Annotated in this window: 10 protein-coding genes and 2 pseudogenes; 8 read left to right on the top strand and 4 right to left on the bottom strand. The window is 70.3% G+C overall.

Annotated features, from left to right (window positions below; translation table 11 throughout):
• The 3 genes and pseudogenes from RV986_RS26930 to RV986_RS26920 all read left to right on the top strand — a co-directional run bounded on the left by RV986_RS26930 (position 1) and on the right by RV986_RS26920 (position 2,920).
• On the top strand, positions 1–729 hold the full coding sequence (locus tag RV986_RS26930; RefSeq protein ID WP_475919862.1) for an SDR family oxidoreductase: 729 nt from the start codon (positions 1–3) through the stop codon (positions 727–729).
• Between the two features lie 96 nt (positions 730–825).
• Positions 826–1,017 (top strand): annotated as a pseudogene (locus RV986_RS26925) (hypothetical protein); the annotation flags it as partial.
• A 673-nt stretch (positions 1,018–1,690) separates the two neighbouring features.
• Complete coding sequence (locus RV986_RS26920; protein ID WP_475919861.1) at positions 1,691–2,920, top strand: ricin-type beta-trefoil lectin domain protein; 1,230 nt, start codon at positions 1,691–1,693, stop codon at positions 2,918–2,920.
• 379 nt (positions 2,921–3,299) lie between these two features.
• On the opposite strand, the gene RV986_RS26915 is transcribed toward RV986_RS26920, so the two are convergent.
• Positions 3,300–4,775, bottom strand: a complete 1,476-nt coding sequence (locus RV986_RS26915) for a S1C family serine protease (RefSeq protein ID WP_475919860.1) — start codon at positions 4,773–4,775, stop codon at positions 3,300–3,302.
• Positions 4,776–5,042: 267 nt separating this feature from the next.
• Between RV986_RS26915 and RV986_RS26910 the strand changes: the two genes are divergently transcribed.
• The 3 genes from RV986_RS26910 to RV986_RS26900 all read left to right on the top strand — a co-directional run bounded on the left by RV986_RS26910 (position 5,043) and on the right by RV986_RS26900 (position 7,968).
• Positions 5,043–5,852: a glycerophosphodiester phosphodiesterase gene (locus RV986_RS26910; RefSeq protein WP_475919859.1), complete on the top strand. Its 810-nt coding sequence runs from the start codon at positions 5,043–5,045 to the stop codon at positions 5,850–5,852.
• 147 nt (positions 5,853–5,999) lie between these two features.
• Positions 6,000–6,656 carry an ATP-binding protein gene (locus tag RV986_RS26905; RefSeq protein WP_475919858.1) on the top strand — a complete coding sequence of 219 codons (657 nt, stop codon included), beginning with the start codon at positions 6,000–6,002 and terminating at the stop codon, positions 6,654–6,656.
• 346 nt (positions 6,657–7,002) lie between these two features.
• Positions 7,003–7,968: a DUF5926 family protein gene (locus tag RV986_RS26900; protein ID WP_475919857.1), complete on the top strand. Its 966-nt coding sequence runs from the start codon at positions 7,003–7,005 to the stop codon at positions 7,966–7,968.
• A gap of 421 nt (positions 7,969–8,389) precedes the next feature.
• Here the strand turns inward: RV986_RS26900 and RV986_RS26895 are convergent.
• Both RV986_RS26895 and RV986_RS26890 read right to left on the bottom strand, forming a co-directional pair.
• Positions 8,390–8,995: pseudogene (locus RV986_RS26895) on the bottom strand (hypothetical protein); the annotation flags it as partial.
• Between the two features lie 55 nt (positions 8,996–9,050).
• Positions 9,051–9,716, bottom strand: coding sequence for a bifunctional DNA primase/polymerase (locus RV986_RS26890; RefSeq protein ID WP_475919856.1), 666 nt, complete (start codon positions 9,714–9,716; stop codon positions 9,051–9,053).
• Positions 9,717–10,197: 481 nt separating this feature from the next.
• On the opposite strand from RV986_RS26890, the gene RV986_RS26885 reads away from it, so the two are divergent.
• Together RV986_RS26885 and RV986_RS26880 are read left to right on the top strand one after the other, a co-directional pair.
• Positions 10,198–11,709, top strand: a complete 1,512-nt coding sequence (locus tag RV986_RS26885; protein ID WP_475924442.1) for a PP2C family protein-serine/threonine phosphatase — start codon at positions 10,198–10,200, stop codon at positions 11,707–11,709.
• A gap of 469 nt (positions 11,710–12,178) precedes the next feature.
• A complete protein-coding gene (locus tag RV986_RS26880; RefSeq protein ID WP_475919855.1) occupies positions 12,179–13,666 on the top strand; it encodes an aminopeptidase P family protein in 1,488 nt (495 codons plus the stop codon).
• A 160-nt stretch (positions 13,667–13,826) separates the two neighbouring features.
• Here RV986_RS26880 and RV986_RS26875 read toward each other — a convergent pair whose 3' ends face one another.
• A complete protein-coding gene (locus RV986_RS26875; protein ID WP_475919854.1) occupies positions 13,827–14,669 on the bottom strand; it encodes a triphosphoribosyl-dephospho-CoA synthase in 843 nt (280 codons plus the stop codon).
• Between the last annotated feature and the right edge of the window lie 215 nt (positions 14,670–14,884).

Here is a 14,884-nt window from a genome sequence, read left to right as displayed (position 1 = left end):
ATGAAGATCGCAGTCATCGGCGGTACCGGACTGATCGGGTCGCAGGTCGTCAAGAATCTGAACGCCGCCGGGCACGAGGCGGTGCCGCACTCGCAGTCCACCGGAGTCGACGTCATCAGCGGCCAGGGACTGGACGAGGCAGTGGCGGGAGCCGACGTCGTCGTCAACCTGACGAACTCCCCGACCTTCGACGAAGCCTCCCCGGCCTTCTTCCAGACCTCGATGGACAACCTTCTGGCCGCGGCCCAGAAGGGCGGCGCCGGCCACGTCGTCATCCTCTCGATCGTCGGCACGGACCAAGTACCGGAGCTCGACTACTACAAGGCCAAGGTGCTCCAGGAGAACATCCTCGCGGCCGGGCCGATCCCCTACTCGATCGTCCGCGCGACGCAGTTCATGGAGTTCATCGACGCCGTCCTGGCCTGGACCGCCGACAGCGACACCGTCCGGCTGCCCGCCACGCCAATCCAGCCGATCGCCTCCAAGGACGTGGCCGGCGCGGTGGCGGAAGTCGCCGCGGGCGCCCCACTGAATGGCATCCGCAACATCGCCGGCCCCGAGATCTTCTCCCTGGACGAGCTGGGCCGGATCACCCTGTCCCACAAGGGCGACGACCGTACCGTCGTCACCGACCCCACCGCCGGCATGTTCGCCGTCGTCGAGGGCGACGTCCTCACCGACAAGGCCGCCCACCTCGCCCCCACCCGCTACACCGACTGGCTCTCCTGACTCGCTCGCGCCCTCTCAACCGCGTAGACCGCATGCAGCCCACCCCTGACCGTCGTGGGCGATGACAAGAACTCGGTACGGCGGCCAGGGGTGGTCCAAGCGTCGGACCACCCGAACGAGTTGCTTGCGCCGCTTGAGAAGAAGAGGCGGACGCTGTCGGAGCAGATCGGGCAGGTGCGTCCCGACGGCGTCCAGCAGCAGTACACCGGCACGGCCCGCCGCACGGAGAACAACCGGATCGGAACGTTCCTGGCCCATGCCTCCGCCAGGGACCGGGCGTTGACGGACTTCCTCAAGCTGATCCTCAAGCTGATCCTCAAGCTGATCACCGTTGCGCATTTCGTCTGTTTGAAGCGAATCTCGTGCCCAGCTTCGGCTTGCCCTGAGACGCTGGGTGCATCGCGCGAGAGGGCCGGCGTTCATGGAGTGAAAGCCCCCCTGCGCGAGCGACAGATCTGCACCGACAAGTGGGTGAATCTGTGCCTGGTCAACGCCCAACAGCCTGACGGGCGCAGGTGGAAGGACCACGTCGTTCGGCTCCGACACCTGGCCGTGGCCGCCGTGTCGCCGACGGCCGGTGCGGGGCCATGGAGCCGCCATTCCGAGGAAGCCCGGGAATACAGGCAATGAAAGATCGCCACTACGTACATGCGTAGGGAATTGGGGCCTTGCTACAGGCTCACCCGCACGCTGTCCCGGCAACTGTCGACCCCCTGCAGGCCTACATACGGTTCCGCGACACGGAATCCATGTCCATGGTGGGCAAATTATCGGAGTATGTCTCGAAGTGGTAGCTGCTACCGGGCATCGTTGACGCCGAATACGGCATGTCACATCTCACGCCTTCAACATGTGGTCCGTACCAAGCTATTGACGCCCCCTTAGTTCACTTCTTAAATCATGAGGCGACGCACTCACCCCCCACCTCGCTCGGCGCACCCATGCGCCGGAAGGGAGAGCCGTGGTCTCGCCACGATCGCTCCGCAGATGTCTCCTCGCCGCCCTCTCCGCCATGCTGGTCGCGGCCGCCGCGATCGGCCCGGCACAAGCCGACGCCCCGAATGTCGGGGCTGCCGCCGTGACGTTCTCCGACACCTTCGACGGGGCCGCCGGATCGGCCGTCGACTCCTCGAAGTGGCAGGTCGAGACCGGCGACAACGTCAACAACCATGAGCGGCAGTACTACACGTCGGGCAACAAGAACGCGGCCCTGGACGGCCAGGGGCATCTGGTCATCACGGCCCGCCGGGAGAACCCGGCCAACTACCAGTGCTGGTACGGAACTTGCCAGTACACATCGGCTCGTCTGAACACGTCCGGGAAGTTCACCGCGCAGTACGGGCACGTCGAGGCCCGGATGAAGATCCCGCGCGGGCAGGGCATGTGGCCCGCGTTCTGGATGCTCGGCACACCGGTCAACTGGCCGGCCTCGGGCGAGATCGACGTCATGGAGAACGTCGGCTACGAGCCCTCCACGATCCACGGCACGATCCACGGCCCGGGCTACTCCGGCTCGGGCGGCATAGGCGCGGCCTACTCCCTGCCCGGCGGCCAGGCCTTCGCCGACGCCTTCCACACCTTCGCCGTGGACTGGGCTCCCGACTCGATCACCTGGTCGGTGGACGGGACCGTCTACCAGCGGCGCACACCCGCTGACCTGGGCGGGAACGCCTGGGTGTTCAACAAGCCGTTCTTCCTGATCCTGAACCTGGCGGTGGGCGGCTACTGGCCGGGCGACCCGGACGGCTCCACCGCCTTCCCGCAGCAACTGGTGGTGGACTCGGTGTCGGTGACCACCGGTGACACGGCCGCGGGCGTCGCGATCAAGGGGCTCGCCGGGAAGTGTGTGGACGTCGCCGCGGCGAACTCCGCCAACGGCACCCCCGTACAGCTCTACGACTGCAATGGCAGCACCGCCCAGCAGTGGACCGTCGGCTCGGACGGGACGATCCGCGCGCTCGGCAAGTGCCTCGATGTCACCGGCAACGGGACGGCGGACGGTTCGACGGTCCAGTTGTGGGACTGCGGGGGCGGAGCGAACCAGAAGTGGGTCGTCTCCTCGGCGAACGACATCGTGAACCCGCAGGCGAACAAGTGCCTGGACGTGACGGGCGCCAACTCGGCCAACGGCACCCGGCTGCAGATCTATACCTGCAACGGCACCGCCGCCCAGAAGTGGACGGTCGGCTGAGCCGCAGGCCCTGGGGACCGTGGGTCTTGAACATCCGGTCCACGGGATTGAAGCGCCCGATCAGAGGTTCTCGCGCAGGCGGGCATCTGGTCCACGCCCGGTCCACCCACAGTGATCCACAACGCGACAGAGCCGGATCAAGCTGAGACAAGCTCCATGCAGAAGGGGTGTCGCTCACTGAGCGACACCCCTTCTGACCAGCACGTCCATAACCTGCGGAGTAGGCGGGTTCCGAAACCACGGGGACGCTTTCACGTCCTCCGTCCTCACGTCCTCACGTTTTCAAGACCGTTCTCCCAGGCCGCTCGGGCGACCCACCCCGCGCCACCGGCGTACATGTACGTCGGTGGCGCGGGACAAGACCTGACCGACTGACCGGTCAGCTGTCGCCCTCGCGCTGTCCGAGGGTCACGTCGGTGGTGTGGGTCTTTCCGTCGCGGGTGTAGGTGAGCTTGACGTTGTCGCCGGGCTGGTGGGTCCAGATCTCGCCGATGAGGGTCGGGCCGCTGTCGATCACCTGGTCGTCCAGCTTGGTGATGACGTCGCCGGGCTTGAGGCCGGCCTTGTCGGCGGGGCCGCCGGACGAGACCGCGGCCGAGCCGCTGGCGCCCTGTTCGCTGATCTTCGCGCCGCCCGTGCCGTCTTCGAGGGAGACGGATGCGCCGATCACGGGGTAGACCGGCTTGCCGGTCTTGATGAGCTGCTGGGCGACGTGCTTCGCCTGGTTGATCGGGATCGCGAAGCCGAGGCCGATGGAGCCGGACTGGCCGGTGCTGCCCAGACCACCGCTGCTCGACGACTGAATCGCGGAGTTGATGCCGATGACCGCGCCCGAAGCGTCAAGAAGCGGGCCACCTGAGTTACCGGGGTTGATCGAGGCGTCCGTCTGCAGGGCGCTCATGTACGAGGCCTTGCTGCTGGAACTGCCGTCGCTGGAGGCCACCGGGCGGTTCTTGGCGCTGATGATGCCCGTGGTCACCGTGTTCGAGAGACCGAAGGGCGCGCCGATCGCGATCGTGGAGTCACCGACCGCCACCTTGTCGGAGTCGCCCAGGGCGAGCGGCCGCAGATCCGAGGGGGCGTTCTTGAGCTTGATGACCGCGACGTCGTAGCCCTGCGCGTGGCCGACCACCTCGGCGTCGTACTTCTTGCCGTCGGGGAAGGTCGCGGTGAGCTTGCCGCCGTCGACCGCGTCCGCCACGACGTGGTTGTTGGTGAGGATGTGGCCCTGGGTGTCGAAGACGAACCCGGTGCCGGTGCCGCCCGAGCCGCTGCTGCTCTCCGCCTCGATGGTGACGGTGCTCGGCAGCGCCTTGGCTGCCACGCTCGCGACCGTGCCCGAGGCACGCTTCACCTCGCCGCTGCTGCTCGGGGCGGAGACCGTGGTCGAGTCGGTGGAGTTGTCGTTGTTCTTGGCCAGCGAGTAGCCGATGCCACCGCCGACGCCGCCCGCGACCAGCGCGGCCACCAGGATCGCGGCGACCAGGCCGCCGCGCCCGCTCTTCGGCTTCGGCGCGGGCTGCTGGTAGGAGGAGCCCCAGCCGCCGGCTCCCGAGCCGCCACCGTCCGCGTACGACGGAACAGCGGGCGGCGGAGGCGGCCAGCCCGCCTCGGCCGCCGGTGCCGGCGCCCCGGGGTCGTATGCCCGCGCGTCAGGAGCCCCGGCGCCCGCCGACGCGTACGCCGATTCCTGCGCCGGTGCGCCGGGGGCGCTCGGAGGCACCGCCGGGATCTGAGCGGTCGGTGCGCCACTCTCGGGCGCAGCGATCTGCGCGGAAGCAGCGGGAGTTTCCACCGGCACAGGAGGTGCGGACGGGGCCGGGGGTACTGCAGTGCCCTCGTTCTCGGTGCTCACAGCTCTTCTCCTCGATCCACGGCTGTTGTTCTCGGTCGCACTCGGTCACGCTCACTCACGCTTGTCGACGGGTCCGGCGCGATTCAGCTGTGCATGTGTGCATGTGCTTTTTGTACGCCGTCAGCTTTTCCCACGGGACGTCAGAGCACCATAAGCGGTGGCTGTGGGTCCAGGGCCATCCTTTATATCGGAATTTTAGGATGAAATATAAATATTCTCGGCGTATCCGCCCCGACGTGCATCCCTCAGCGGTGGCACCATGACGCGGTGACCCACGCACGACAGCACACGATTCAGGTCGTCGCCCACCGCGGGGCCTCCGAAGAGGCCCCCGAGCACACCCTGGCCGCGTACAAGAAGGCGATCGAGGACGGTGCCGACGCCCTTGAGTGCGATGTACGGCTGACCGCGGACGGACATCTCGTCTGCGTCCACGATCGACGCGTCAACCGTACGTCCAACGGCCGCGGGGCGGTCTCCGCCCTGGAGCTCGCCGAGCTCGCCGCCCTGGACTTCGGCGCCTGGAAGAACCGCGACGAGTCCCCCGACTGGGAGTACGGCCCCGGGGACCCGGAGGACACCTCCGTCCTCACCCTGGAACGGCTGCTCGAACTCGTCGCCGACGCGGGCCGCCGCGTCGAGCTGGCCATCGAGACCAAGCACCCCACGCGCTGGGCGGGCCAGGTCGAGGATCGGCTGCTGCTCCTTCTGAAGCGCTTCGGCCTGGACGCCCCGGCGAGCGCCGCCACCTCACCAGTACGCGTCATGAGCTTCTCGGCACGGTCCCTGCACCGCGTCCGGGCCGCGTCCCCGACCATGCCGACGGTCTATCTGCTGCAGTTCATCTCGCCCCGGCTGCGCGACGGACGACTGCCCGCCGGTGTCCGGATCGCGGGCCCCTCGATGCGGATCGTACGCAGTCATCCCGGGTACATCGAACGGCTGAAACGAGCCGGTCACCAAGTGCACGTCTGGACCGTGAACGAACCCGAGGACGTCGACCTCTGCGTTGAGCTGGGCATTGACGCCATCATCACCAACCGCCCCCGCGCGGTGCTGCGCCAACTCGGCCGCTGAACCCAAAACCACCTGGCCAGAAGCCATCGGTGCATCCTCGACAGACCCCGGCGGACCAGGGCAGACCCCCGACGACAAACGTCGAAAACCAGCCAGGTAGCTACAGGGAGTGCACCGGCGCGTTCGTTCCGTATTCGATCGTTACGAGTGCGTCAGCAGACGTGGATTGGCCGGTTTCCGGTCCAGTCCGGAGGGGCATCCACACCGTGGCGTGGGGCAAAGGAGGTCTCGGGGGTGGCGTTGGTGGTGGCACAGGAGGTGCCCACGTCGTCGAGCATGGCCGTTCCCCATGGCCCTGCGGGCGTGGGGAGAGCAAGGCATCGGATGCGGGACCAGTTGCGTACCGGTGGAGTGGCGGAATCGGTCATCGACGACGCCGTACTGATCCTTTCCGAACTGCTGAGCAATGCGTGCCGGCACGGCAGGCCGCTCGGCGAGGCCCTGGCGGGTGACGGCGACGTCCGCGCCGCCTGGCGCGTCGACGCGTCCGGGAGACTCACCGTCGAGGTGACGGACGGGGGTGGTCCGACCCGCCCGGTCCCGGCCACGCCCTCGGTCACCGCACACGGCGGCCGCGGGCTGAACATCATCACGGCGCTGGCCAAGGACTGGGGCGTACGGGACGACGCCCGCGGAGAGGTCACGGTGTGGGTCGTCGTCCGGGAGCACCTGGACATGGCGGTCGACGCGGTCGAATCGTCCACCACGCGCCGGCGGGACGGCTTCGCTACGCGCGTCGCGTCGCCGGCCGCGGCGGAGATGTCCGAGTTGGACTTCGCGGACGCCTTCGACGACTTGGACTGACGCCCGGTGTCGGACCGGCACCCGCATCACGCTGACGTCCGCGCCGAGGGAGGAAGCGTCCGCGCCGGGAGGGGCACCCCCATCGGGAAAGAGATGCCCGCACCGAGTGGACACCTCCTACCGGGCTGGATGCCGGTATCGGGCGGACGTCCGGCGTCGGGACGACGCCTGGTACCAGGGCCGCCCCGGTACCAGGACGACACCTGACGGGCGCGCCGGGCGGGCCCGGTCGGAAGCTCCGGTTCCAGGACGACTCGGTGCGTTGTCCACAGGGTCCCGTCGGCCGTCGTGCGAACGGCTAGGCTCGCGCCAGTACGAGACGAGCCGTGATCGGGAGACACCCACGATGGCCAAGAAGCGACCCCAGACGAAGGCCAAGCAGCCTCAGCTGAAGGATGGGGAGATCCCTGTTGTCGGCGCTCGCGAACCCTGCCCCTGCGGCAGTGGCCGCCGCTACAAGGCCTGTCACGGCCGGGCGGCCGCACACGCGGTGACCGAGCTGGTGCAGCGCCCCTTCGAGGACCTGCCGGGCGAGGGCGACTGGGTCGCGCTGCGCGAGCTGGTGCCCGCCGCCACCGTCGAGCTGAAGCTCAAGGAGAGCCTCCCCGAGGGAGTCCCCTCGGTGACGCTCGCCACGGTTCTGCCGATGGCCTGGCCCGCGCTGCGCCGCGACGACGGCTCGGTTCTGCTCGGCCTGCAGAACGACACGGCGTCCGGCGACATCAGCCGCGACCTCGCCGATACCCTCCAGCGCGCGCTCACGGCGGAGCCCGGCACCCCGGTGCAGGGCCGCCGTGCCCCGGCCGACGGACCGCGGCTGCAGGAACTGCTCGACCCCGAAGGCCCGTTCGAGCCAGTTGTGCACTCGGGCTTCGAATTCTGGGTCCCGGACGCGGAGAACTCGACGCCGGAGGTGGCCGCCTCCCTGGAGCGGGCCAACGCCGCCGCGATCCCGACCGTGAAGCTCTCCGGCGTCGACGCGGCGTACTGGTGCGAGACCCCCGACAAGAACCACCTGCGCTGGGTCATGCCGTACCCCGAGGAGCAGCTTCTGGACGCGCTCGCGCGGCTGCACGCCGCCGGCCGTTCGAGCCTCGGCGAGGGCACCCGGCTGGTCGGCTCCTTCCGGGCGCACGGGCTCACGGTGCCGGTCTGGGACCTGCCGACGGGTGTCACGGCCGACGACGTGGAGAAGCCGGCGGCCGAGTTCGCCGAGCGCCTCGCGGTCGCTCTGGCCTCGGACGCGCCGCTCACCGCGGACGAGCGCCGGGCGCGCGGCGGCCTCACGAACCGACAGGTCACGCTCAGCTGACACCCCACCGGGAACTGACCGACCGGTCAGCTGGTGGCGCCTGTGCGGAACAGGTGACTCCTGTCACAACTCCCGGTTGTGACACATAAATCCGTGTCCGAATAGCCGAGATCGAATTTGCGAACCGCCGATCTCTTGTTACCGTTCGAGTAGCCCGGTTGCTGGTGCATCCCCCGTCGCCAGCAACCGGGTCTTTCCATGTACGGATTTTCGTACGGCATCAACCGCCTTGCCGGGGCGCCCAGTTGGCTCGGCAGTGGTGCCGAACCGACTCCGCTGCCGCGCCGAGCCTGCCTCGCTACGGCGCCGAGCCGCTCTCCGATTCGAGGCCCGCGCCGACGTCCGCGCCGAGTCCCGCGCCGACGTCGGAACCGATTTCCGGACCGATTTCCGGACCGGCTTCCGGACCGACTTTCGGACCACCGCCCGAGCCGACGTCCCCGTCGCTCCCCGAGCGCAGCAGCAGTGGCCCGCTCCCGGCGCCCCTCGCGAACTCCGCGACGGCCGTGTACGCCCCCACACCCCCCGTCGTACGCTCTCTGGGCGTCTCGCACGCCCCCGGGTCGTCCTTGGCGTCCACCACGCAGTTCATCTGCACGCTGTGGCCACCGGGCCCCATGAGGCTCAGCGCGGAGCTCAGCTCCTCGCCGGTCGCATTGCGGTAGTAGGTGCGCGCCCAGGTCTCCTCCCCCTGGGTCAGGACGCAGGTCTGCGCCTCGATGCCGTCGGGCGAGGAGAGTTCGGGTCCGCACCGGGCGGCGGTGGCCAGACCGAGGCCCAGCAGCCGGGGCGAGGACGTGGATGCGGGGGTGGCGGCGGGCGCGGCCGACCGCTTGTCGTCGAGGTGTTCGGACGCACGCAGGAGCTCGCGGCTCTCGTCGCCGACGGGTCCCGCGGATGCCACGGTCAGCGGCACGGCCACGGTGAACGCCACGACGCCCGCCAGCGCCACCAGGCGAACTCTTCTGGGGTCCGGACCGGCGCGTGGCGGCGATGGGGCTCGGTGTCCCCCAGGATGACGCTGCATACTGCGGAACATAACGAGCGCGGGTGGGCGCGCGGCTCACCGCGCGCCGGGCACCCTACAACTCGGGCGCGCTCACACCCGTACGAGTGAGCGCCTCCACCACGGCGTCCACCACAGCTTCTACATCGGGCACCCAGGGCGCGGCGGAGCCGGGCAGTGGGGCCCGCTCCCAGCGGATCTGACCCTGGCCGGTCTCGGACGGGGGCAGCGCGATGTAGCCGCCCTCGCCGTGGAAGCGCAGGGACCCCGGCACGAAGTCCTTGGCGTAGAGGAGCTCACCGAGCTGCTCCATGGAGTAGGGCGCGACAAGGATCGCCCAGCGCGTCGGGGCCGCGACGACCGGGCCGAGGCGCATGCCCTTGCGGTCGAGCGCGTCGAGCGCGCGGGCCGCCGCGGGGGCGGGCAGGCTCACCGCGCAGGGAGCCTTGTCTCCGGTGGCCAGCACGATCGGTGCCGACGGCCGGTTGGTCCACCACCAGCGCACCATGCGCTCGTCGGTGGTGGCCGCGAGGAGGCCGGGGTCGAAGGGGTGAGCACCGGGCACCGTGCACTCCGGGTCCGGGCAGCCGCAGCGGGCACGCCCCTGCGGATCCGGTGCCACACCCGGGAGTACGGGCCACTGCCAATCGGTCGCGAAGGTCAGGGCCGCACTGAGCATCTCAGGCCTCCCGTCGTTCCGCCTGGACAGAAGCCTGCGTCGCCTTCCGAGGATCTCGCGCATGAGCGCTCGTTCCTTTCCGTTGCACGCCTGGCAACACCGTGGATCACATCACACCATGTGTCGATCACTTCACTGTGCGTACCTGCTGGCGCATCACACCCCTGCGCAAGACAAGGGGAACCCATCTGGGCAGAGCATTGGTTGCGTCCGCGTCCATACTGCGTCTGGCTAAAGCATGGGCATGGCGTGGGGTGGCGGCGCCTGGCGTTTTGCCGTCCCGCTATTTCTTGCCGCCTCCGCCACGGGAGGATGGGGCACGGTCGTCGGTGGTTAAGACGCCCGGGTCCGTCGCCAGGTTCCGGGCGGATCCCAACCACCCCTGGCCTTCACCGAGTACGTACCCATCACGACCGCTGTGACGCTCCGTCGAACTAGGCCAGTCGACCTCAATAGCCCGTTACCCGAGTCAGTTTTAAGCCAATTTTGCTTTCCCGCAAGGGTTACCGAGGGTCTCATGGACACCAGGAATCCCAGCAGGACAATGCTGGACATCCCCTCACGAGTGCGTGTACATGTGGAGACACTGCTAGCGGCGCAGAACGACATGGGGGTTTGCGATGCTATCGAGCAATACGCACCGGTCGGAAAGCCGGACAACATGAACGCCCCTCACGTTCCGAAAGTGGCCGGAATCGATTCCACGGTTCCCGCGCCCGCACACACTGTCGCGCCGACGGCCTCTTCCAAGAGTTCCGCTTCGGCCACCTCCTCCACCGGCCCCGGAGCCGTTCTCCAAGATCGGCTCGCCGGCTGGGTCTCCGATCTCACCACCCTCCACGAGCTCACCGAGCGCCTGGTGCGCACCGCGACGCTCGGCGACGCGCTCCAGGAACTGCTGCGCGCCGGAGCCGCCCTCGTGGGCGCCCGGCGCGGTCTCGTCGTCCTGGAGCCGGGCGACGGGCTCGGCCCGGACACCACCATCGGCCTGGGCCTCGCCCGCGCCGACCTCGGCCACATCGAGACCGTTCCGCGCAGCTGTACGGCGTACGGCCGGATCCTGGACGGGCTGCCGGGCGGCGACGCGGAGATCGCGCAACCGGATCTCTTCTCCGAGGACGGGCTCGACCCCCGCCACCGCGAGGTGGCCGCCCGCCTCGGCTACGCCGCGAGCTACGCACTGCCCCTGTCCACCCGGACGGCGGGCCGGCTCGGCGCCGCCGTATGGCTCTACGACGAGCCCGCCGAACCGGTGGAGCGCCAGCGTCACCTCGTCGGCCTCTACGCCCGCTACGCGACCGAACACCTGGCACGGCTGCTGGAACTGGACCGCACGCGCGCGTGCATGACGACGATCTCCGAAGAGCTGCTTCCGTCGCGGCTTCCCCGGGTCTCCGGCGTCCAGCTGGCCGCCCGGCACCGCACGGGCCCGCGCGGCGGCGGCGACTGGTACGACGCGCTGCCGCTGCCCGATGCCGCGCTCGGCCTCGCGGTCGGCTCCGTCACCGGGGCCGGGCCCAGCGCGGTCGCCGCGATGGGACGGCTGCGGGCCTCCCTGAGGGCGTACGCCGTGATGGAGGGCGAGGACCCCGTCGCCGTCCTGTCCGACCTCGAACTGCTGCTGCGGCTGACCGAGCCCGCCCGCTCCGCGACCGCCCTCTTCGCCTACTGCGAGCCCGCGCTGCGCAAGATCACGCTCGCCGGTGCGGGGCACAGCCCGCCGCTGATGATCGGCGCGCGGCGCACGGAGTTCGTGGAGACCTCCCTGTCCGCGCCCCTGGGCATGCTCGCCTGCTGGGAGGCGCCCAGCGTCGAACTGACCGCCGAGCCCGGCGAGACCGTGCTGCTCTACACGGACGGACTGCTGCACCGCACCGGTGACCCCATGGACCGTGCCTTCGCCCGGCTGCACACGGCGGCGGCGAGCGTCCCGCGGGCCGTGCGCGAGGATCCCGGCGCGGTCGCCGACCACGTCCTGCGGTCCGTGCTCCCGGACGGGCTCGACGAGGCGGACAGCCCGGAGGACGTGGTGTTGCTGGCGGCGCGCTTCGAGTGACCGTCTGTGGGCCGCCGGGCCGCCGGGCCGCGGCCTGCCGGGGCTTGGGCTGCCGGGCTGCCGACAGGCCTCCGATGGGCTCTGCCGGGGGCTGCCTCCGAGCTGTGGGCGGGACGGGGCTGCCAGCAGCCTGCCCACACACACGAACTACCTGCGGATGATCGGCGCACCGCCTACGGCCTACTTTGCCGCCCGCCCGCCTGCGTCCCGCCTGCGTCCCGCCTGCAACCCGCTTGCGTCCCGCCTGCGTCCCGCTTGCGACCTACTTGCGGGCCGCCTGTGCCTCGCCTGGGGGCTGGCTGCGGTCCGTCCGTATGGAGATCGACTGCGGCCTGCCTGGGGGTCGACTGCGGGCCCGCTGCGGGCCGCTTGCGCTGAGCTCTAGGCGTAACAGGTCTTCCGGCCCCGGGGCTTCTCCCGTACGACCGTACGATGGAGGCGGTCCAGAGTCGTATCTAGGAGGCAGACCGTGTCGGAGGCGCTCACCCCGGAGACCCCGGAAGCCGTGCTCGACGATGCCGCTGACGAAGCGGGCAAAGAAGAGCCGATCAAGCAGCGCAAGAACGTCCTGTATCCCGGCGTGTCCGACGAGCTCGCCGAGAACATGAAGTCCGGCTGGGCCGACACCGAGCTGCGCGGCCTGGAGCCGATCGCGCAGGCCGAGTACACCGCCGGCCGCCGCGCCGCACTCTCCGCGCGTTTCCCGGGCGAGCGCCTGGTGATCCCCGCGGGCAACCTGAGGACCCGGTCGAACGACACGGAGTACCCCTTCCGCGCCTCGGTCGAGTACGCGTACCTCACCGGCAACCTGGCCGAGGACGGCGTCCTGGTCCTGGAGCCCACTGCCGATGGCCACAAGGCGACGATCTACCTGCTGCCGCGCTCCGACCGCGAGAACGGCGAGTTCTGGCTCTCCGGACAGGGCGAGCTGTGGGTCGGCCGCCGCAACTCCCTCGCCGAGGCCGAGCAGCTGTACGGCATCCCCGCCTCCGACGTGCGCGAACTGGCCGACAAGCTGCGCGAGGCCACCGGCCCGGTCCGGGTCGTGCGCGGCTACGACGCCGGCATCCAGACGGCCCTGACCGACAAGGTCACCGCCGAGCGCGACGAGGAACTGCGGATCTTCCTCTCCGAGGCGCGACTGGTCAAGGACGAGTTCGAGGCCGGCGAGCTGCAGAAGGCCGTCGACTCGACGGTGCGCGGCTTCGAGGACGTCGTGAAGGTCCTGGACAAGGCCGAGGCGACCAGCGAGCGCTACATCGAGGGCACCTTCTTCCTGCGCGCCCGGGTCGAGGGCAACGACATCGGCTACGGCTCGATCTGCGCCGCGGGTCCGCACGCCTGCACCCTGCACTGGGTGCGCAACGACGGGCCCGTGCGCTCCGGGGACCTCCTGCTGCTCGACGCAGGCGTCGAGACGCACACGCTCTACACCGCCGACGTCACCCGCACGCTGCCGGTCAACGGCACGTACACGGAGATCCAGAAGAAGATCTACGACGCCGTGTACGAGGCCCAGGAGGCCGGTATCGCGGCCGTGCAGCCCGGCGCCAAGTACCGCGACTTCCACGACGCGGCGCAGCGCGTGCTGGCCGAGAAGGTCGTCGAGTGGGGTCTGGTCGAGGGCCCGGTCGAGCGCGTCCTGGACCTCGGTCTGCAGCGCCGCTGGACCCTGCACGGCACCGGCCACATGCTCGGGATGGACGTCCACGACTGCGCTGCCGCGCGGACCGAGACGTACGTGGAGGGCACCCTGGAGCCGGGCATGTGCCTGACCGTGGAGCCGGGGCTGTACTTCCAGGCGGACGACCTGACGGTGCCGGAGGAGTACCGGGGCATCGGCGTGCGCATCGAGGACGACATTCTGGTGACCGCGGACGGGAACCGGAATCTGTCCGACGGGCTGCCGCGGCGCTCCGCCGAGGTGGAGGCGTGGATGGCGGCGCTGAAGGGTTGATATCAACTGAACGGCCGGGTTGCCCTCTGGGTGCCCGGCCGTTCTTTTGTTCTTTCGGCTACGGGTCGTCTGTGGCTGGTCGCGCAGTTCCCCGCGCCCCTTGAACCGGCGGTGCGGTGGGCCGCCACGCGGGGCGCGACAGCCCACCACCGGGACCGGGTCAGCCGGCGACCCGTACCGGTGAACCGACCACCACCGGAAGCGAGTCCACGAACAGGGCACCCGCGAGCAGTCCCCCCGTGCCACGGGGGCTCCACGCGCGCGCGTGGAGGTCGTCGTCGAGGGCGGCCAGGGCCGTGCGGCCGGCCTCCGTCGCCGTGCCGCCCGCCTCCAGCACGCCCCGCGCACCCGCCTGGACATGACGAAGACCGTGCGGGCCCGCCGTGTACAGCAACTCGGTGTCCTGGAGGGTGGACATGACGGTCAGGAGGGCGTCGAGCCGGGCGTACGGCTCGGGCGCACCGGTGGAGCGGGAGGCGGCGAGCGCGTCCAACGCCCGCCGTATGTGCGGGAATCCGGCGCGGGCCTCGCCCCGGGCCCCGGCCGCACCGTACTGCGCGGACACGGACGACCCCCGGGAGGGCCGCCGTGGCGCCCGCCGGTCGGGGTGCGCCGCGATCCGCTTGGCGGTGGCGGTGACCTCGGTGCCCTTGGCCCCGGGTTCCAGGGCCGCGGCCGCGACCAGGAAGCCCAGGGCCCACAGCGCCCCGCGGTGGCCGCCGCCCGCCAGAGCCACCGAGTGCTCGGTGGACCGGCCGATCGCGCCCAGCTCCGTGCGGAGTTCGGGCGTGGGCCGGCCGGTGCGGCGGGCGACGGCCGCCATGGCCGCGAGGCCGGGTGCCAGCGCCTTGGCGGACCAGCGCAGGGAACACAGGTCCCGGCGGGTGGCCCGGGCGTCGAGATCGCGCGGGTCGGGCAGGCCGGGCTTGGGAGTGAGCTCCAGTTGCCAAGTCAGCGCGGCCACGGCGGCCCACGCCAGCGTCTCGTCCTCGGGACTGCTCATGGGCGAACCCTACGAGGACGCCGCGGACGCCGCGGACGCCGCGGACGCCGCGGATGCCGGGGACTCCGAGGACGCCGAGGACGCCGAGGACCGTCCGGTCGTCGGCGGTCGAGCCGTCCTCGCTCTCGGCGGGCGCGGAGCCGCCGGGGTTGGCGGTGGTGTAGCCGGAGTAGTAGCCCCAGGCGTCGCAGTGCCAGATCTCCACGGCCGCGCCC

It is taken from the genome of Streptomyces sp. RLA012, from assembly GCF_056270325.1.
Note: the sequence above shows the minus strand (reverse complement) of the source record. Positions and strands in the feature narration are given on the sequence as shown.